Raw genomic sequence first — 18,073 nt, 5'->3', positions numbered from 1 at the left:
GGCGGCCTCGCCGGCCGGCGGCACAGCACGAAGGAGTGCGCGATGTCCACGACCAGCCCCACGTTCACCGAGCGGGACGTCTCCGAGTTCTTCGACCAGACCACCCAGACGTACCTCAGCTTCTGGGACAGCGAGGGCGTCCTGCACACCGGCTACTTCGCCGACGACGCCGACACCGACTACCACGCCGCCGCCGACCGCACCTCGGACCTGCTGGCCGCCGAGGCGGGCATCGACGCCGGGTCGACGGTGCTCGACGTGGGCTGCGGCTGCGGCAACTTCCTGCTGCGGCTGGCCGGGCAGACCGGCTGCCGGGGCGAGGGCCTGGACCTGAGCATCGAGCGGGTCCGGTTCGCCCAGGCCAAGCTCGCCGAGCGGGGCGCCGCGGGCGTCACCTTCCGGCACGGCTCGGCCACCGCCATGCCGTACGACGCGGCGGCCTTCAGCCACGTGGTCAGCCAGGACGCGCTGTTCCTGGTGCCCGACAAGCCGCGCAGCCACGCCGAGATGCACCGGGTCCTCGCCCCCGGCGGGATCCTCGCGGTCACCGACTTCCTCCAGCCCACCACCGACATCGGCGAGGCCGCCCGCCGGCACGTCTACGACCGGGTGCGGTGGAGCGGCGGCTACTCCCTCGACGGGTACGCCGAGGCGCTGACCGCCGCCGGCTTCGAGGTGCTGACCGCCCGCAGCCTCGACGCCCACATCCGGCAGACGTACCGGGTGCTCGGCGAGACGGCCCGGCAGCGGGCCGCCGCCACCGACGACCCGGCCGCCCGGGAGTGGATCCTCGGCTTCGCCGCGTCCTGCGGCGAGATCCAGGCCGCCATCGACCGGGGCGAGTTCGGCTGGGGCATGTTCGTCGCCCGCAAGCCCGCCGCGCGGTGACGACCCGACCCGACGCGCAGTGACGACCCGAACCGACGCGCAGTGACGACGAACCGACCGGAAGGTGTGCGCCCGATGCAACGAACCGACGTCATCAAACGGACCATCGCCGAGGTCGTCGAGGACCGCCGCAAGCAACTCTCGCCGGGGCAGGTCTTCGTCGACGCCTTCGCCGAGGGCGGCTTCGACACCCGCGTCGACTACGACGTCACCATCACCGACTCGCTGACCAGCTCCCGGCGTAAGCCGCGCTACCCCTCGCGCAACATGCTCAAGGTGGTGGACCTGTCCCGCGACCCGCAGGAGTTCTACTGGCACGAGAGCCCCGCCCGGCCCGGCGACCCGGCCGTCGACGGCGCTGACCTGCGGCGGGAGGCCGCCAACCACTTCCACCGCTCCCCCATCCCGCCGCTGTTCACCACCAAGGCGTGGGTGCAGGTGCCCGACGGGCTGTGGGACGACCCGACCAGCTTCGCCGAGTTCATCAACTACCGCCTGGTGGTGCGGCTCGCCACCGCCGAGAACGTCACCATCCTGCGCGGCGAGGGCGGCCTGCTGACCATGCCGGACATCGCCCGGCTCACCGACCCGGGCCCGTTCGGCTCCACCATCCTGTCGGCCTGCAACGAGGTGGAGCAGAACGGCAGCACCGCCGACGGGCTGATCATCAACCCGGCCGACTACTACCGCCTGCTCGGCTCCGGCACGCTGATGCGCGACGTCGAGGAGAACGGCGTGTTCATCGTCCGGACCCGGCTGGTCGACCCGGGCACGGCGATCGTCGGCGACTTCGGCCACGGCGCGCTGCTGTTCGACGCCGGCCGGTCGATGATCTCCTTCGCCGAGCCGCCGCCGGGCACGTTCGCCGAGCCCGGGGTGGCGCTGACCGCCGAGATCTACGAGCGGGTGGTGCTCAACCTGCCCACCTGCTTCTTCGTGGTCAGCCTCTAGGCCGCCGCGATGCCGACGCCGCCCGCGCCGCGCCCGCCCGGCGACGACCCCGACGTGCTGGTGGTCGGCGCGGGCGTCGTCGGCCTGTTCTGCGCCTGGTTCCTGGCCCGCGCCGGGCACCGGGTCACCGTCGTCGACCGGGGCGAGATCGGCGACCCGGCGGCCTGCTCGTCGGGGAACACCGGCTTCGTCGGCACCCAGGGCGCCGCGCCCCTGGCCGAGCCCGGCGTGCCCGCGAAGGGGCTGCGCTACCTGCTCGACCCGGAGAGCCCGTTCCACGTGCGCCCCCGGCCCGACCCGGCCCTGCTGGCCTGGCTGTGGCACTTCCGCCGGCGCTGCACCGAGCAGCACGCCCGCGCCGCGTTCGACGTGCTGCTCACCCTCAAGCAGCGCAGCCTCGCCATCCTGCGCGAGGTGTGCGCGACCGGCCCGCTCGCCGACACCCTCACCGCCCAGGGGATGCTGCTGGCCTGCCGGACCCCGGAGGGCTTCGCGGCGGCCCGCGCCTCCGTGCCGGCGGCCGTCGCCCGGGGCGTGCCGCTGCGGGTGCTCGACCCCGGTGAGCTGGCCGCCCTCGAACCGGGCGTCGCGTTCGACGTGGCCGGGGCCCTGCTCAACGCCGAGGGGGCCGCGCTGCGCATCCCCGCGTTCCTGGTCGCGTTCGCCGACGCGCTGCGGGCCGCGGGCGTCGACATCCGCACCCACACCGAGGTACGCGACTTCGAGGTGACCGGCGGCCGGGTGCGGGCCGTGCGCACCAGCGACGGCGACCTGCGCCCCGCCGAGGTGGTGCTCGCCGCCGGGGTCTGGTCGGTGGCCTGCGCCCGCCGGCTCGGCGTCGACCTGATGCTCCAGCCCGCCAAGGGGTACGCGGTCGACGTCGCCGCCGGCGCGCACCCGCCCCGGCTGCCGATCCTGCTCAGTGAGGGCAAGGTGGCCGTCATGCCGCTGGGCGACCGGCTGCGGTTGGCCGGCACCCTGGAGCTGGTCGGCATGGACACCAGCGTCTCGCCGCGCCGCGTCGACGGCATCGTGCGCACCGTCGCGGCGTACCTGCCGGGGCTGGGCCTCGACCGGCGGGTGCGGGTGTGGAGCGGGCTGCGCCCCTGCACGCCGGACAGCCTGCCGCTGCTCGGCCGGCCCGGGGCGTGCCGCAACGTGGTCGTCGCCGCCGGGCACGGCCACATCGGGATGGGCCTGGCCCCGGCGGGCGGCCGGCTCGTCGCCCAGCTCGTCGGCGGCGAACGCCCCGAGCTGGACCTCGCGCCCTTCGCCGTGGACCGCTGGCGGCGTCGCCCGTTCGCCCGGAGGAACCGATGATGCCGTCGCGGCGCAACCGACTCGCGGAGGAACCGATGACCGACGCCCCGATCGGCGTGCTCTGCCTCGACACCTCGTTCGAGAAGATCCCCGGGCACATCCGCAACCCGGCCACCTTCGACTTCCCCGTCGTCTACCGGGTCGTCGAGGGGGCCACGCCGCAGCGGCTCGTCCGGGAGGCCGACCCGACGCTGTTGGAGCCGTTCGTGGCAGCGGCCCGGGACCTGGAGGCCGCCGGGGTCGCCGGGATCACCGGGGCGTGCGGGTTCCTGGTGCTGTTCCAGGCCGAGCTGGCCGCCGCCGTGTCGGTGCCGCTGTGGTCGTCGAGCCTGCTCCAGCTCGACCTGGCGCACCGGATGGTCGGCCGGCCGGTCGGGCTGCTCGTCGCCGACGAGGCCGCGCTCACCCCGCGCCACCTCGCCGCGATCGGCGCGGAACACGTGCCGGTGCGGGTGACGGGCATGGCAGGGCAGCCGGAGTTCACCGAGGTGATGCTGGAGGGCCGCCGCGACGCGCTCGACGCCGACCGGCTCGAACGGGAGGTGCTCGACCGCGTCGACCGGCTCGCCGGGGCGCACCCCGAACTGGGGGCGCTGGTGATCGAGTGCACGGACCTGGTGCCGTTCGCGCACGCCGTCCAGGCCCGCCTGGGCCTGCCGGTGTTCGACATCGTCACGCTCACCACCATGCTGCACGCGACGCTGACCCGCCGCCCGTACCCGGGCGCGTGACGAGGCCCCGACCTGGGTCCTCTGCCGGTGGAGCCCGTCGACACCTGGCACATGGCCATCGACTGAGATTAATGTCATGGGTATGACGTGTGACGTCTGCATGCACACCACACCCACCCCAGCTCAGGAGATGCTCCAATGAAAGTGGAAGCAGGACTGCGGCGCTTCTTGGCCGCTGCGGGGACCCTGGTGGTCCTCGTCGCCGGCGCCGCCAGCTACGTGGTCTCGGGCGCGCCGCAGGCGCGGGCCGCCACCACCGGCCCGTGTGACATCTACGCCGCGGGCGGCACGCCGTGCGTCGCCGCGCACAGCACCACCCGGGCGCTGTACGGCGCGTACAACGGGCCGCTCTACCAGGTCCGACGCGCGTCGGACAACACCACCCGCGACGTCGGCGTGCTCGGTGCGGGCGGCTACGCCAACGCCGCCACCCAGGACACGTTCTGCGCCAGCACGACCTGCGTCATCACGATCATCTACGACCAGTCCGGCCGCAACAACCGCCTCACCCAGGCGCCCCCCGGCTACTGGCCCGGCCCCGCCCCGGGCGGCTGGGACAACCTCGCCGACGCGAAGGCCGCCCCGATCACCGTCGGCGGCCAGAAGGCGTACGGGGTCTACGTCGCGCCCGGCACCGGCTACCGCAACAACAACACCAACGGCGTCGCCACCGGCGACCAGCCCGAGGGCATCTACGCGGTCGTCGACGGCACGCACTACAACCAGTGGTGCTGCTTCGACTACGGCAACGCGCAGACCGACGGCCAGGCGGACTCCCGCGCCATCATGGAGACCGTCTACTTCGGCGCCGACAAGCAGTGGGGCTACGGCGACGGCGCCGGCCCCTGGATCATGGCCGACCTGGAGTGGGGGCTGTTCTCCGGGGTGAACGCGGGATACAACAAGCTCGCGCCGATCAACCACCGCTTCGTGACCGCCATGGTCAAGGGCGAGCCGAACCACTGGGCCATCCGGGGCGGCAACGCCCAGTCCGGCGGCCTGACGAACTACTTCGACGGGCAGCGCCCCAGCGGCTACCACCCGATGAAGAAGGAGGGGGCCATCCTGCTCGGCATCGGCGGCGACAACAGCGTCTCCGGTCGCGGCACCTTCTTCGAGGGCGTGTTGACCTCGGGTTATCCGTCGAACGCCACGGAGGACGCCGTGCAGGCCAACATCGCCGCCGCCGGATACGCGCCGGCCGGCGGCGGCACCCCGCAACAGAACGTCCAGCTCGTCGGGGGCCAGTCCGGCCGCTGCGTCGACGTGCCCAACGCCAGCACCACCAACGGCACCCAGACCCAGTTGTGGGACTGCACCGGCGGCACCGCCCAACGCTGGACCCACACCGCCGCCAAGCAACTCCAGGTGTACGGCACCAAGTGCCTCGACGCGAGCGGCGCCGGCACCAGCAACGGCACCCAGGTGATCATCTGGGACTGCCACGGCGGCGCCAACCAACAATGGAACCTCAACAGCAACGGCACCGTCACCAACGCCCAGTCCGGGCTCTGCCTGGACGCCAACGGCGCCGCCACGGCCAACGGCACCAAGCTGATCCTCTGGTCGTGCAACGGACAGCAGAACCAACAGTGGAGCACGCGTAGCTGAGCGCGCCGCGACACCCGCGCGTCGGACGCCGGCGGGCAGGCCCCGGTCGGCCCGCCCGCCGGCACGCCGCTTCCGCCGGGAGTCAGGCGGCGCGGCGCGGCGCGTACGGGGCGATGGGGTTGGCCAGGGTGCCGGCGAACTGGAGCGCCGCCGACGGGTCGGACAGGTCCACCATCTGCTGGTTGTCGCGCAGCTGGAGCCGGTTGAGGCAGGAGTGCGCGAACTCCGGCGCGAACAGGTCGTAGCGGGCCAGCCGGTCGGCCAGGTGCGGCACCCGGGCGGCGTAGTCGGCCGCGCAGTCGGCGACCGCGCGCCAGAACTCCTCCTCGGTGAGCAGCCCCGCGTCGGTGCAGACCACGTTGAGGTGGCGCAGGAAGCAGGAGAACACGTCGGTGAAGATCGACAGGATCTTCTCGCCCTCGGGGATGTTCGCCCGGACCCGGTGCACCGCCTCGGGCAGGTCGGCGTCCGGGTCCATCACCACGATCTCCTCGGCGATGTCCTTGAAGATCGCCCGCTCCACCGCCCCGTCGCGCAGCACCAGGATGACGTTCTCGCCGTGCGGCATGAACGCCAGGTCGTAGGCGTAGAGGGAGTGCAGCAGCGGGGTGAGGTACGCGTCGAGGTAGCGGCGCAGCCACACCGGCGCGGGCAGCCCCGACTCGGCGACCAGGGCGGCGACGAACGACCCGCCGGCCGAGTCGACGTGCAGCAGCGACGCCATGGTGGCCAGCCGCCGCCCCGGTTCCAGGCCCGGCACCGGGCTCTCCCGCCACAGCGCCGCCAGCATCTTGCGGTACGGGGAGTACCGGTCGGTGGCCGCCTCGAACCGGCGGTTGCGGTAGCCGATCGCGGCCTGCTCCCGCAGGATCGTCAGCCCGGTGGACTTGAGCACCTCGTCGCGTTCGATCAGGTCGGCGAGCCAGTCGTTGATCGCCGGGGTGGCCTCCATGTACGCCGCCGACAGGCCCCGCACGAAGCCCATGTTGAGCACGGACAGGGCCGTCTTGACGTAGTGCCGCTCGGGCCGGGTGACGTTGAAGAACGTCCGCACGGACTGCTGGGCGAGGTGCTCGTCGGGGCCGGGGCCGAGGCAGACCAGCCGCTGCTCGGCCACGTCGGCGGCGAACGTGACGGCGGTCCGGTTCCACCACTGCCACGGGTGCACCGGGAGGTAGAGGTAGTCGGCCGGATCGAGGCCGAGGCCGGTGAGGGTGGCGGCGAACCCGGCGAGCGCATCGTCGCCCAGCTCCGCCCGGTACAGGGCGTCCGCGTCGGTGTCGGCCGTGCAGGTGAAGGTGGTGTGGTCGCGGTGGGCGGCGAGCCAGAGCAGTCGCACGGGCCGGCCCACCTCCGGGGCGTACCGGTGATATTCGTCGATGCCGAAGCCGATGCGGCCGTTGTTGGCGACGAAGCCGGGGTGGCCCTCGGTCATCCGGGTCTCGACCGTCTGGAAGTCGGCGCGGGCCAGCTCGGCGGCGGGGATCTCGGGCCGGTCCAGCTTGTACGCCCAGCCGGCCAGGGTGGAGGTGATCTCCTCCAGGTAGACCGGCAGCACGCGGTCGGTGAGGCCGAGCGTGCCGCGCAGCTCCACGCACAGGTCGAGGGCGTCCAGGGGCAGCTCCACGCCGTCGCGGCGGCGGGTGATGCTGGCCGGGTCGACGTGCCAGTGGTCGAGGGCGAGCCGGCGGGCGGCGAACCGGTAGGCGACGGCGCCGTCGTCGCTGCGCACCTCGTAGACGGCGGACGCGCCGGGCTCCGGGGCCGCGCCGACGGGCTCGGGGGTGAGCAGCCGCTCGTGGGAGAACTCGGCGAGGGCCTTGCGGACCAGCAGCCGGTTGGCGCGCGCCCACGTGCCGGGGGTGAGGTGGGCGACGGCGTCCTGCGGGTCCACGGTGTCCGGTCCTTGGGGCGGAGCCGCGGTGGCGGCGGCGAACTGGGCACGGGTGCAGAACGAGAGCAGGCCGGTCTTGGCGGGCAGCGCGACGGTGCCGGCGGGGGTGAAGCCGACGGCGGCGTTGAGGGCGTGCACGGCGGTGTTGCGCACGTCCGGCTCGACGACCACCCGGCGGTGCGCGGGGTCGGCGAACAGCCACGCCATCACGGTGGTGATGACGGCGCGGGTGAAGCCGGAGACCGGGGTGTCGGTGGGCGCGCAGAGGAAGTGCATGCCCACGTCGCCGGGGCGGGCCGGGTAGCGCCCGGCCAGCTCGACCCGCGCCGGGTCGTAGCGCTCGACGAGGAACGCGGGCTCGCCGCGCCACAGGCCGACGAACGCGTCGTGGTGCGGGTCGGCGGCGATGCGGGCGTACTCGGCGGCGACCCGGGCCACGTCGGCGTCGCCCATCAGCCAGAACGCGGCCTTCGGGTGGGTCACCCACGAGTGCAGCAGCGCGGCGTCCGCGGCCGGGTCGAGGGTACGCAGGGCGAACTCGCCGAGCCGGGGGTCGGTGCGGGTGTAGACGGTCCCGGTCACGCCCCCACCCCCGCCGGGACGCCGAACTCCTGGAACGCGATGCGCCGCTCCACCGGGTAGGGCTCGCGGCCCAGCAGCTCCCGGATGATCACGGAGTTGCGGTACGGGCCCATGCCCAGGTCGGGCGAGGTGACGCTGTGGGTGTGGGTGCCGCCGTTCTGGAGGAAGATCCGGCCGGCGTGGTCGACGCGGTAGTCGCGCGCCACGTCGAGGCGGCCGTGGGAGTCGAAGCGCAGCAGATGGCGCACCGGGTCGAGGAAGTCCGGCACCTGGAAGCGGTAGCCGGTCGCCAGCACCAGCCCCTCGGTGGTCAGGTCGAACTCACCGCCCTGCTCGACGTGGCGCAGCCGCAGCGCGTACGCCCCGTCGGCGGGCTCCGCGCCGGTCACCTCGGTGTTGGTGAGCAGCCGGGTGTCCACCGGCCCGGCGATGCTCTTGGCGTACAGCAGGTCGAAGATGTCGTTGATCAGGTCGGCGTCGATGCCCTTGAACAGGCCCTTCTGCTCGGCTTCGAGGCGGTAGCGGGTGGCCTCGGGCAGGGCCCGGAAGTAGTCGACGTAGTCCGGGGACGTCATCTCCAGGGTGAGCTTCGTGTATTCCAGGGGGAAGAACCGGGGCGAGCGGGTGACCCAGTTCAGCCGGTAGCCGTACGTGTCGATGTCGGCCAGCAGGTCCTGGTAGATCTCGGCGGCGCTCTGCCCGGAGCCGACGACGGTGACGCTGCGGCGGCGGCGCAGCGCGTCGCGGTGCGCCAGGTAGTCGGAGGAGTGCACGACGCCGTCGCCGTCGAGCCCGGCGCAGGCCGCTGGCACGTGCGGCGGGGTGCCGGTGCCGAGCACCAGGTTGCGGGCATGGTGGGTGACGGTCTCGCCGGTGGCGGTGACCGTGGCGGTCACCGCGAACACGTCGTCGGCCGGGTCGTGGGTGACGGTGGTGACCCGCTGGCCGAGGCGCACGCTGGTCAGCTTCTGCACCGCCCACCGGCAGTACGCGTTGTACTCGCTGCGCAGCGGGTGGAACCGCTCGCGGATGTAGAACGGGTAGAGCCGACCGGTCTCCTTGAGCCAGTTGAGATACGAGAACGGCGAGGTGGGGTCGGCGAGGGTGACCAGGTCGGCCAGGAACGGGGTCTGCAACCGGACGTTCTCCAGCAGCATCCCGGGGTGCCAGTCGAAGGTGTCGCGGGCCTCCAGGAACAGGCAGTCCAGGTCGGACAGCGGCTCGGCGAGGCAGGCCAGGCCCAGGTTGTACGGGCCGAGCCCGACGGCGACGACGTCACGGGTGGGCATGGGGTCGCTTTCTGCGCGGGGTCGGGGTGGTGGGCACGGTCGCCGGTCAGCCGACCGGGCAGGGGGCGACGGCGGCCCGCTCGCACACGTACCGGTCGGCGTGCGCGGCGATCAGGTCGACGACGTGCGCCACGTCGTCGAGGGTGGTCTCCGGGTTGAGCAGGGTGAACTTGAGGTACTGCCGGCCGTCGACCCGGGTGCCGGCGACGACGGCCGCGCCGGAGGCGGCCAGGGCGCGGCGGGCGTGCCGGTTGGCGTCGTCGGCGAGGTGGCCCGCCGGGGCCGGCGGCAGGTAGCGGAACACGACGGTGCTCAGCGTGGGCCGGGTGACCACCTCGAAGCGGGGGTCGCCGGCCAGCAGCCGCCACGCCCCGTCGGCCCGGTCGATGACCTCGTCGAACAGCTCCCCGACCGCGTCGGGGCCCATCATCCGCAGGGTCAGCCACAGCTTCAGCGCGTCGAACCGGCGGGTCGTCTGGAGGCTCTTGTCGACCTGGTTGGGCAGTTGCTCCCCGCTGGCGCGGGGGGCCGGGTTGAGGTAGTCGGCGTGGTAGGTGGCGTGCCGCAGCACCTGCCCGTCGCGCACCAGCAGGGCGCTGGAGGAGACGGGCTGGAAGAACGACTTGTGGTAGTCGACGGTCACCGAGTCGGCGCGTTCGATGCCGGCGAGCAGGTGCCGCCGGGTGGGCGAGACCAGCAGCCCGCAGCCGTACGCGGCGTCGACGTGCAGCCGCGCCCCGGCGGCGGCGCACCGGTCGGCGATGGCGTCGAGGGGGTCGATGGAGCCGAAGTCGGTGGTGCCGGCGGTGGCGACGACGGCCATCACGGTGTGCCCGTCGCGGTGGCAGCTCGTCAGTTCGGCGTGCAGCGCGTCGGGGCACATCCGGCGGTCGGCGTCGGTGGGCACCGTGCGCACGGCGTCGGCGTCGAGGCCGAGCAGGGTGGCGGCCTTCTGCACGCTGAAGTGCCCGGCGGCGGAGGTGAGCACCCGCAGCCGGGGCAGCAGCTCGCGGCGGGGGGCCGGGTCGCGGGCGCACGCCTCCTCCCGGGCCAGCAGCAGGGCCTGGAGGTTGGACTGGGTGCCGCCGCTGGTGAAGACGCCGTCGGCCGCGGGCCCGAGGCCGATGCGCCGGGCCGTCCAGTCGATGAGGCGGCGCTCGATGAGGGTGCCGCCGGCGCTCTGGTCCCAGGTGTCCAGCGAGGAGTTCACGGCGGTGAGCACGGCCTCGCCGAGCAGCGCCGGGATCACCACCGGGCAGTTGAGGTGGGCCAGGTAGCGGGGGTGGTGGAAGTAGACGGCGTCGCGCAGGTACACCTCCTCCAGCTCGTCGAGGGCGGCGGTGGCGTCGGCGAGCGGCCGGTCCAGGTCGACGGCGGCCACGGCCGGGGCGAGCGCGGCCGGGGTGACGCCGCTGAACGGCCGGTCGGTGTGCGCGATGCGGGTGCCGACCCGGTCGATGCCCTCGGCCAGCACCCGCCGGTAGTCCTCGGCGGTGCCGGTGGTCAACAGGTGGGAGCGGGGGGTGCCCGCCACGGCGTCAGCTCACCTTCTTCGCGGCGGCGATGGCCTTCGCCAGGTTCTCCAGCAGCGGCGCGGCGCCGGCGTAGGAGAAGCGCGGGACGGCGTCCCACGGCGTGACCTGGTTGGCCTTGACGGCCGGCAGCGCCGCCCAGGTGGGCTTCTTCGCCAGGTCGGCCGGTTGCAGGGCGGTGGTGCGGTTGTCCAGCAGGATCAGGTCGGCCGGGAACTTGTCGGCGTTCTCCCAGCTCAGGGCCTCGAAGTAGTCGCCCTGCTCCAGCTTCGTCGGCACCACGATGTCGACGCCCAGCTCCGCGAAGTACATCAGGTCGGTGCTGACCTTCGGGTTGGAGGCGTAGAACACGTCGGGGCTGCCGGACGCGGCGAGGACCTTGATGCCGGGGTTGGCCTTGACGGCCTGCCGGACGCTCTCGGCCGCCGCCTCGAACCGGGCCTTCGCGTCGGTGACCTTCTTGGCCTTCAGGTCCGCGCCGAGCGCGGCGGCCAGGGCCGCGTACCGCTCGATGGGCTGGCTCATCGGCACCCGGGCGGTTTGGATGGCGACGGCGGGCGCGAGGGCGAGGATTTTGTCCTTGCTCTCGTCGGGGACGTACCAGAACGCGCCCGGGTCGTACATGTGGGTGACCAGCAGCTCGGGGCGCAGGGCGGCGTACTTCTCGATGCTGAACTCGCCCCAGACGTTGCCGAGCACCGTCACCTTGCCGACGTCGAGGTCGCCGGCCTGCGGCTCCTTCGAGCCGTCGGCGCGGGTGGTCTCGCCGAACACGCCGACGAGCTGGCTGTCGAGTCCGAAGTCGACGAGCGCCGCGGCCACGCCGGTGAAGGCGACCACCCGGGTCGGGGTGGCGTCCCGGGTCACCTTCTCGGGCCGGTCGTCGGTGAACGACCACGGCCCGCCGGTGCCGGCCGGCGACGCGGAGTCGTCGGAGCCGCCGCAACCGCCGAGCAGGGCGCTGACGGCGAGGGCGCCGCCGGCGGAGAGCAGGCCGCGGCGGGTCAGGCGCGGGCGGGACACGGGTACGGGCATGACGGCTTCTTTCCGCTCCGGGGTGGTCCGATGACCAAGGGCGAGGTTAAGTTACCCTAACCTAAGTTATTGTCAACAGCCCTCAGCGATCGATTTCCACCACACAGGAGCTTCCGCTGTCCGTCACCGACCCGTCGCCGACCGCACCCGCGCCGGCGGCGACGCCCCCCGCCCCGCCACCGCGACGCGGCCGACCCGCGGCCCGGGTCGCCGGGTTGCTGGCCGCGTCAGCCCTGCTCACGGCCGTGTGCGCGGTCAGCCTCGCCGTCGGCGCGCGGCAGCTCGGCCTCGCCGACGTCTGGGCGGGACTGTGGGACCCCGCCTCCCCCGCGCACGCGGTGGTGCAGCAGATGCGGCTGCCGCGCACCCTGCTCGGCCTGCTCGCCGGGGCCGCCCTCGGGGTGGCCGGCGCGATCATGCAGGCCGTCACCCGCAACCCCCTCGCCGACCCCGGGCTGCTCGGCATCAACGCCGGCGCGTCCGCCGCCGTGGCCAGCTCCGCCGCGTTCCTCGGCGTCGCCACCGTCGGCGGGTACGTCTGGTTCGCCCTGGCCGGCGCGGCGGCCGTCACCGCCCTCGTCTACACCGTCGGCGGCGGCCGGGGCGCCACCCCCGCCCGCCTCGCCCTCGCCGGCGCGGCCCTCAACGCGGCCCTCTACTCCTACGTCAGCGCGGTGATGCTGCTCGACGCGGCCTCGCTGGAGAAGATGCGGTTCTGGACCGTCGGCTCGCTGGCCAGCGCCGACCTCGCCACGGTGGCCCGGGTGCTGCCGTTCGTCGCGGTCGGACTGGTGATCGCTCTCGCGGCGGCCCGCCCGCTCAACGCCCTCGCCCTCGGCGACGACCAGGCCCGCGCGCTGGGCGCCAACCCCGCCGTGGTCCGCGCCGCCGTCATCGTCGCCGTCACCCTGCTCTGCGGCGCGGCCACCGCCGCCTGCGGGCCGCTCGTCTTCGTCGGGCTGCTCGTGCCGCACCTCGTGCACGCCCTCACCGGGCCGGACCTGCGCTGGCTGCTGCCGGCGTGCGCGCTCCTCGCCCCCGTGCTGCTGCTCGGCGCCGACGTCGCCGGCCGGGTCCTCGGCCGCCCCGGCGAACTCCAGGTCGGCATCATGACCGCCGTGCTCGGCGGGCCGCTCTTCCTGCACCTGGTCACCCGCACCCGGGCGGTGCGCGCGTGAGCGTCGTCCGCGTCCGAGGCTGGTCGGTGCGGTTCCGGGCCCGCGCCCTGCTCGTCGGGATCGGCTGCGCCCTGGCCGCCGGCGCGCTCGGCGTGCTGTCGATCGGCGGCGGCGACTACCCGATGAGCCCCGCCGACGTGCTGCGCACCCTCGCCGGCGGCGGCACCCCCGCCGAGGACTTCATCATCGGCGAGCTGCGGCTGCCCCGGCTCGTCACCGCGCTGCTCGTCGGTGCCGCCCTCGCCCTCGGCGGCGCGGTCTTCCAGGCCCTCGTGCGCAACCCGCTCGGCAGCCCCGACATCCTCGGAGTCACCCAGGGCGCGGCCACCGGCGCGCTCCTCGTCGTGGTCGTCGGCGGCGGCACCCTCGCTCTGGCCGGCGCGGCCGTGGCCGGCGGGCTGGCCACCGGCGTCCTGCTGTGGGCGGTGGCCTGGGCGCGCGGCGCGCACGGCCACCGGCTGATCCTCGCCGGCATCGGCGTCGCCGCGATCCTCACCGGCGTCAACGGCTGGCTGCTGACCCGCGCGCAGCTCATGGACGCCGCCCGCGCCGTGCTCTGGCTCACCGGCAGCCTCGACGGGCGCGGCTGGGCGCAGGCGGTGCCCGTCGCCGTCACCCTCGCCGTGGCGGTGCCGGTGGTGCTGTTCGCCTGCGGGCCCGCGCTGCGGATGACCGAGCTGGGCGACGACACGGCCGCCGCGCTCGGCGTGCCGGTGCGGGGCCTGCGCACGACTCTGCTGGTCGCGGCGGTGCTGCTGGTCTCCGTCGCCGCCTCGGCCGCCGGGCCGGTCAACTTCGTCGCGCTCACCGCGCCGCACCTGACCCGCCGGCTCACCCGCGCGCCCGGCCCCAACCTGGCCGCCGCCATGGCGCTGGGCGCGGCGATGCTGGTCGCCGCCGACCTGATCGCCCAGCGCGGCTTCCCCGGCCACCAGCTCCCCGTCGGCGTCGTCACCGGCGCGCTCGGCGGCGGCTACCTGGTGTGGCTGCTGGCCACCGAACGCCGCGCCGGCCGGCTGTGAAAGGAGGGGCACCTTGTTAACGCATTCTGTAGAGGAAGGGCCCCTTATTAACACCCGCCCGGCCCACCGTCCCCCGACAGAGAACGGAGCACCGCCCATGCGGCCCGGCACCCCCCGGCTCAGCGGCGACGGGCTGACCCTCGCGTACGACAAGCGGACCATCGCCCGGCAGCTCGACGTGACCGTCCCCGACCGGTCGTTCACCGTGGTCATCGGCCCGAACGCGTGCGGCAAGTCCACGCTGCTGCGGGCCCTCGCGCGGATGCTCAAGCCCACCGCCGGCACCGTGCTGCTCGACGGGCGGGACATCCACGCCCAGCCGGCCCGCCGCGTCGCCCGCACCCTCGGCCTGCTCCCCCAGAGCTCCACCGCACCCGACGGCATCACCGTCGCCGAGCTGGTGGCCCGGGGCCGCTACCCGCACCAGGGGCTGCTGCGCCAGTGGTCCCGCGACGACGAGCGGATCGTCGACGAGTCGATGGCCGCCACCGGCGTCGCCGACCTCGCCGACCGCCTCGTCGACGAGCTGTCCGGCGGGCAGCGGCAACGGGTGTGGATCGCCATGGCCCTCGCCCAGCAGACCGAGCTGCTGCTGCTCGACGAGCCCACCACGTTCCTCGACATCGCCCACCAGATCGAGGTGCTCGACCTGTGCGCGACGCTGCACGAGGAGCAGGGGCGCACCCTCGTCGCGGTGCTGCACGACCTCAACCAGGCCGCCCGGTACGCCAGCCACCTCATCGCCATGCGCGACGGGCAGGTGGTCGCCGCCGGCCCGCCCCGGGAGATCGTCACCGCCGACCTGGTCGAGCGGGTGTTCGGGCTGCCCTGCCGGGTCATCGACGACCCGGAGACGGGCTCGCCGCTGGTGGTGCCGGCCGCCCGGCGCATACCGGCCCCACGCCCCTGACCGCCCCGCACCCGCACCCGCACCCCGATCGCACCCCCGCCCGGCGGAGGCTTCGGACACGATAGTGCTCGATCCGGAGGGGCGGCGGGGAGGGCCTCACCCGTGCGGGCCGGTCGACGTCAGCGCGCGCTTGTCCGGCTTGCCGCTGGGTGCCAGCGGGACCCGGTCGATCGGCTGGATCGTCCTCGGGGTCGCGGCCTCGCCCAGCGCCTGCGCCACGCGGGCGCGCAGGCGGGCGACGTCCGGGGTGCGGCCGGCGGCCGGCACCACGTACGCGTGCACCGCCTCCCCGGTGGCGTCGTCGGGGCGGCCGACGACGTACGCCTCGGCGACGTCGGGGTCGGCGGCGAGGACCCGTTCGACCGGGCCGGCGTGGACCAGGTTGGCGTTGACGATGACGACGTCCCGCGCCCGGCCGAGCAGGTGCAGGTAGCCGTCCTCGTCGAGGCGGGCCAGGTCGCGGGTGCGGACCCAGCCGTCGGTGAAGACGTCGGCGGTCTCGGCCGGGTCCGCCCAGTAGGCGGTGGCCTGCGCCGGGGTCCGCACGAACAGCTCACCCTCGGCGGCGGGGCGGCCGTGGGCGTCGCGGATGGACAGGTCGGTGACGGCGGGCGGGCGACCGACCGAGGCGAGCGCGGTCGGGGTGGCCAGCATCTCGGCCGGCGTCACCATCGTGATCATGCCGGTTTCGGTCTGTCCGTAGCCGTGGAAGACCACCGGGCCGAGCACGTCGAGGGCCTCGGCGAGGCGGCTCGGAGTCAGCGGGGAGCCGGACACCACGAGGGCCCGCAGGCTGCTCAGGTCGGTCGGGTCGGCGCGCTGGGCCTGGACGAGCTGGTGCAGCTTGCCGACGGTGATGACGCTGGCGGTCGCCCGGTGCCGGGTGATCATGCCGGGAAAGCCAGGGGGGCGGGCGGCGACGAGGGTGCCGCCCGCGGTGAGGGCGAGGATGCCGTACTCCAGCATCACCTGACTGCTCAGGGAGCCGAAGACGAGGTAGCGGTCCAGACGGGGGGCGAGGTCGGCGATCGCCGGGGGCCAGCGGTCCGGGTACGGGGACCAGGCTGCGCTCATCGCCGCGTACGTCTGGGCGCAGCCCTTGGGATTGCCGGTGCTGCCGCTGGTCCAGATGATCCGGGCGACGTCGCCCGGTCGGCCGGCGGCGACCAGCGGACGGCCGTCGTCGCCGGTGTCGACGAGCTGGGCGAGGCGGGCGTCGTCGACGAGCGGCCCGGGGTCGCTGCCGAGCAGGTGGGCCTGCTGCGCCGGGGTCAGCTCGGGGCGGACGCCGGAGACGCGGGCGCCGACGGCGAAGGCGGCGACGGTGGCCGCGAAGGCCTCCGGGGTGACGCCGAGGCGCAGCGCCAGCCCGGTGCCGGGGCCGACCCCGGCGGCGCGCAGCCCGGCGGCGACGCGGCGGACCAGCGCGGACATCTCGGCGGCGGTGACGATGCGGTCGCCGTCGGCGAAGACGGGCCGGTCGCCGCCGGTGGCGAGCAGGTCCAGGAGGGGCTGCGGCCAGACCTCGGCCGGCGCCGGCCAGGCCCGGGCCCGGGTCGGATCAGCGGATGTCGGATCAGTCGGCATCGGACAGGACGCCCTTGACGAAGTGCACGAGCGGCTGCTGGTGCACGGCGGGCAGGTTCCAGTGGTTCTCCAGGTTCTCTGCCATGTGGTGCGTGGCGACGACCCGGCCGCCCCGGTGGACCCGTACGACGGGGTGCAGGTAGCTGGCGTCGTGGGCGTGCTCGGCGTCGTTCTCGGCGATCCGGGGGATCGTGACGTCGAAGGGGTCGACCTGGTCGTGGTCCGGGCCGTACTCCAGGGTGACCACGAAGGCGAACGGATCGGGGCCGAGGCCGCCGTCGCTCAGGTAGGCGACGGGCACCTCCTCGTGGTAGCGGGCGGTGTCGCCGTCGACGGTGACGACGTCGCCGAGCACGGCGAACTGCTGCCACAGCGCGGAGGTGCGGTTGATGCGGGCGATGATCGCGTCGGTGATCGCCTCGGGGGTGGCGTCGAGCGCAGCGGACGGCCACGGAACGTCGTGGTGGCGGGCGTTGAGGATGCGGTGCAGGGCGCGCGTGCCGTACCGGAAGCCGTGGATGAAGCCGCTGGTGGAGCGCTTGAAGTCGCGCTGCTGGGTGAGGGTGCCGGCGAAGTACAGGCCGGGCACGTTCACCGACTCGTACGCTGGGGTCTGCTCGGGGAAGCGGTCGTCGATGACCAGGCGCGGCCGGGCCGACGGGTCGAAGATGCTCGCGTCGAACCGGAAGCCGGTGCACAGGATCACCCGGTCGTAGTCGATCTGCCGGATCGCCTCGACGGAGCGGGCGTAACGGAAGTCGATGCGGTAGCCGCCGTCGTCCCGGCGGGCGATCCGCTCGATCGTGCCGTCGAGCACCGCGTTCTGCGACTTGAGCTGGTACGTGTCGAGGAAGTTGTTGTTGACCGCGCGCAGGTGCCCCACGTAGTGCGACTGCCATGCCAGCTTGATCGAGTGCGGGCCGGCGACGTGGATGACGGCGGCGGTCTCGACGAGGGCGTCGGCGGTCTCGAAGGCCGAGTTGCCCTTGCCGACGATGAGCACCCGCTGGTTGGTGAAGTCGTCGGGGTCGACGCTGACGGTGTCGTACCGCTCGGCGAGGTCGGCGCCCTCGATCGGCGGGACGTGGAGCTGGGAGACGCCGGTGGCGACGACGACCCGGCGGGCGGTCAGGGTGTCGCCGCCGGCGACGTCGACGGTGAACAGCTCCCCGTCGCGGGCGATGCGGGTGACGCGGGTGTCGTAGCGGATCCGCAGGCCCCGGGCGAAGTCGGCGAGGTAGCGCACGAGGTCGTCGGCGTGGGGGAAGTAGCGCCGGCTGTAGTGGCGGAACAGCAGCGCCTGGTCGTCGGTGAGCAGCGAGTTCCAGTCGGCGCGCAGGTTGAACTCGGTGTCGTCGGAGCCGGTCCAGACCTTGTTGATCGAGATGAGCTGCCGGTGGCGGGGGTAGGTGGCGAAGAACGTGCCCGGCCCCGGGCCGGCCTCCAGCACCAGGTGGTCGCGGCCGTCGCGCTCCAGCAGGGCGGCGAGCTGGAGCCCCGCCGGCCCGGCTCCGATGATCAGGTAGTCGAGCGTCATGCGGCG

The 18,073-nt window shown here is 74.0% G+C and carries 14 protein-coding genes; 8 read left to right on the top strand and 6 right to left on the bottom strand.

The genetic code is table 11. The annotated features are described in order from the left end of the window. Positions 1-42: 42 nt before the first annotated feature. The 5 genes from O7628_RS26730 to O7628_RS26710 all read left to right on the top strand — a co-directional run bounded on the left by O7628_RS26730 (position 43) and on the right by O7628_RS26710 (position 5,501). The gene (locus O7628_RS26730; protein ID WP_278134728.1) at positions 43-888 is read left to right on the top strand and encodes a methyltransferase domain-containing protein; all 846 of its coding nucleotides are present in this window, start codon (positions 43-45) and stop codon (positions 886-888) included. 75 nt (positions 889-963) lie between these two features. Beyond that, a complete protein-coding gene (locus tag O7628_RS26725) occupies positions 964-1,839 on the top strand; it encodes a family 3 encapsulin nanocompartment shell protein (RefSeq protein WP_278134726.1) in 876 nt (291 codons plus the stop codon). 9 nt (positions 1,840-1,848) lie between these two features. Continuing rightward, positions 1,849-3,159 carry an FAD-dependent oxidoreductase gene (locus O7628_RS26720; RefSeq protein ID WP_278134724.1) on the top strand — a complete coding sequence of 437 codons (1,311 nt, stop codon included), beginning with the start codon at positions 1,849-1,851 and terminating at the stop codon, positions 3,157-3,159. Between the two features lie 35 nt (positions 3,160-3,194). After that, on the top strand, positions 3,195-3,890 hold the full coding sequence (locus tag O7628_RS26715) for an aspartate/glutamate racemase family protein (protein WP_178064625.1): 696 nt from the start codon (positions 3,195-3,197) through the stop codon (positions 3,888-3,890). Positions 3,891-4,028: 138 nt separating this feature from the next. Beyond that, positions 4,029-5,501, top strand: a complete 1,473-nt coding sequence (locus O7628_RS26710) for an arabinofuranosidase catalytic domain-containing protein (RefSeq protein ID WP_278134719.1) — start codon at positions 4,029-4,031, stop codon at positions 5,499-5,501. Positions 5,502-5,583: 82 nt separating this feature from the next. On the opposite strand, the gene O7628_RS26705 is transcribed toward O7628_RS26710, so the two are convergent. Genes O7628_RS26705 through O7628_RS26685 form a run of 4 tightly spaced genes read right to left on the bottom strand, consistent with a single transcriptional unit; the run spans position 5,584 to position 11,833 of the window. Further along, positions 5,584-7,977, bottom strand: coding sequence for a GNAT family N-acetyltransferase (locus O7628_RS26705; RefSeq protein WP_347405219.1), 2,394 nt, complete (start codon positions 7,975-7,977; stop codon positions 5,584-5,586). Continuing rightward, a complete protein-coding gene (locus O7628_RS26695; protein ID WP_278134717.1) occupies positions 7,974-9,266 on the bottom strand; it encodes a lysine N(6)-hydroxylase/L-ornithine N(5)-oxygenase family protein in 1,293 nt (430 codons plus the stop codon). Before O7628_RS26695 ends, O7628_RS26705 begins: the two co-directional genes overlap by 4 nt. A gap of 46 nt (positions 9,267-9,312) precedes the next feature. Then, on the bottom strand, positions 9,313-10,800 hold the full coding sequence (locus O7628_RS26690; RefSeq protein WP_278134715.1) for an aspartate aminotransferase family protein: 1,488 nt from the start codon (positions 10,798-10,800) through the stop codon (positions 9,313-9,315). Between the two features lie 4 nt (positions 10,801-10,804). Then, positions 10,805-11,833, bottom strand: coding sequence for an ABC transporter substrate-binding protein (locus O7628_RS26685; protein WP_278134713.1), 1,029 nt, complete (start codon positions 11,831-11,833; stop codon positions 10,805-10,807). A 68-nt stretch (positions 11,834-11,901) separates the two neighbouring features. Here O7628_RS26685 and O7628_RS26680 point away from each other — a divergent pair, with 68 nt between their 5' ends. From O7628_RS26680 to O7628_RS26670, 3 genes are all read left to right on the top strand, one after another. Next, on the top strand, positions 11,902-13,011 hold the full coding sequence (locus O7628_RS26680; RefSeq protein ID WP_278136414.1) for an iron chelate uptake ABC transporter family permease subunit: 1,110 nt from the start codon (positions 11,902-11,904) through the stop codon (positions 13,009-13,011). Continuing rightward, positions 13,008-14,033: an iron chelate uptake ABC transporter family permease subunit gene (locus tag O7628_RS26675; RefSeq protein WP_074476225.1), complete on the top strand. Its 1,026-nt coding sequence runs from the start codon at positions 13,008-13,010 to the stop codon at positions 14,031-14,033. Before O7628_RS26680 ends, O7628_RS26675 begins: the two co-directional genes overlap by 4 nt. Positions 14,034-14,130: 97 nt before the next feature. Beyond that, complete coding sequence (locus O7628_RS26670) at positions 14,131-14,943, top strand: ABC transporter ATP-binding protein (RefSeq protein WP_278134709.1); 813 nt, start codon at positions 14,131-14,133, stop codon at positions 14,941-14,943. A gap of 96 nt (positions 14,944-15,039) precedes the next feature. On the opposite strand, the gene O7628_RS26665 is transcribed toward O7628_RS26670, so the two are convergent. Both O7628_RS26665 and O7628_RS26660 read right to left on the bottom strand, forming a co-directional pair. Next, positions 15,040-16,530 (bottom strand): fatty acid--CoA ligase family protein, encoded by a 1,491-nt coding sequence (locus tag O7628_RS26665; RefSeq protein ID WP_278134707.1) that lies wholly within the window; start codon positions 16,528-16,530, stop codon positions 15,040-15,042. Continuing rightward, positions 16,520-18,067: an NAD(P)-binding domain-containing protein gene (locus O7628_RS26660; RefSeq protein ID WP_278134705.1), complete on the bottom strand. Its 1,548-nt coding sequence runs from the start codon at positions 18,065-18,067 to the stop codon at positions 16,520-16,522. Before O7628_RS26660 ends, O7628_RS26665 begins: the two co-directional genes overlap by 11 nt. Positions 18,068-18,073: the final 6 nt, after the last annotated feature.

The sequence above is a fragment of the Micromonospora sp. WMMD956 genome, assembly GCF_029626125.1.
Classification (GTDB): Bacteria; Actinomycetota; Actinomycetes; order Mycobacteriales; family Micromonosporaceae; genus Micromonospora; species Micromonospora carbonacea.
The sequence above is the reverse complement of the archived record's forward strand: the minus strand, read 5'-3'. Positions and strand labels throughout refer to the sequence as shown.

Coding starts and splice junctions, on each gene's coding strand:
- O7628_RS26730 (WP_278134728.1), top strand. CDS start 43: ATGTCCACGACCAGCCCCACGTTCACCGAGCGGGACGTCTCCGAGTTC.
- O7628_RS26725 (WP_278134726.1), top strand. CDS start 964: ATGCAACGAACCGACGTCATCAAACGGACCATCGCCGAGGTCGTCGAG.
- O7628_RS26720 (WP_278134724.1), top strand. CDS start 1,849: ATGCCGACGCCGCCCGCGCCGCGCCCGCCCGGCGACGACCCCGACGTG.
- O7628_RS26715 (WP_178064625.1), top strand. CDS start 3,195: ATGACCGACGCCCCGATCGGCGTGCTCTGCCTCGACACCTCGTTCGAG.
- O7628_RS26710 (WP_278134719.1), top strand. CDS start 4,029: ATGAAAGTGGAAGCAGGACTGCGGCGCTTCTTGGCCGCTGCGGGGACC.
- O7628_RS26695 (WP_278134717.1), bottom strand. CDS start 9,266: ATGCCCACCCGTGACGTCGTCGCCGTCGGGCTCGGCCCGTACAACCTG.
- O7628_RS26685 (WP_278134713.1), bottom strand. CDS start 11,833: ATGCCCGTACCCGTGTCCCGCCCGCGCCTGACCCGCCGCGGCCTGCTC.
- O7628_RS26670 (WP_278134709.1), top strand. CDS start 14,131: ATGCGGCCCGGCACCCCCCGGCTCAGCGGCGACGGGCTGACCCTCGCG.
- O7628_RS26665 (WP_278134707.1), bottom strand. CDS start 16,530: ATGCCGACTGATCCGACATCCGCTGATCCGACCCGGGCCCGGGCCTGG.
- O7628_RS26660 (WP_278134705.1), bottom strand. CDS start 18,067: ATGACGCTCGACTACCTGATCATCGGAGCCGGGCCGGCGGGGCTCCAG.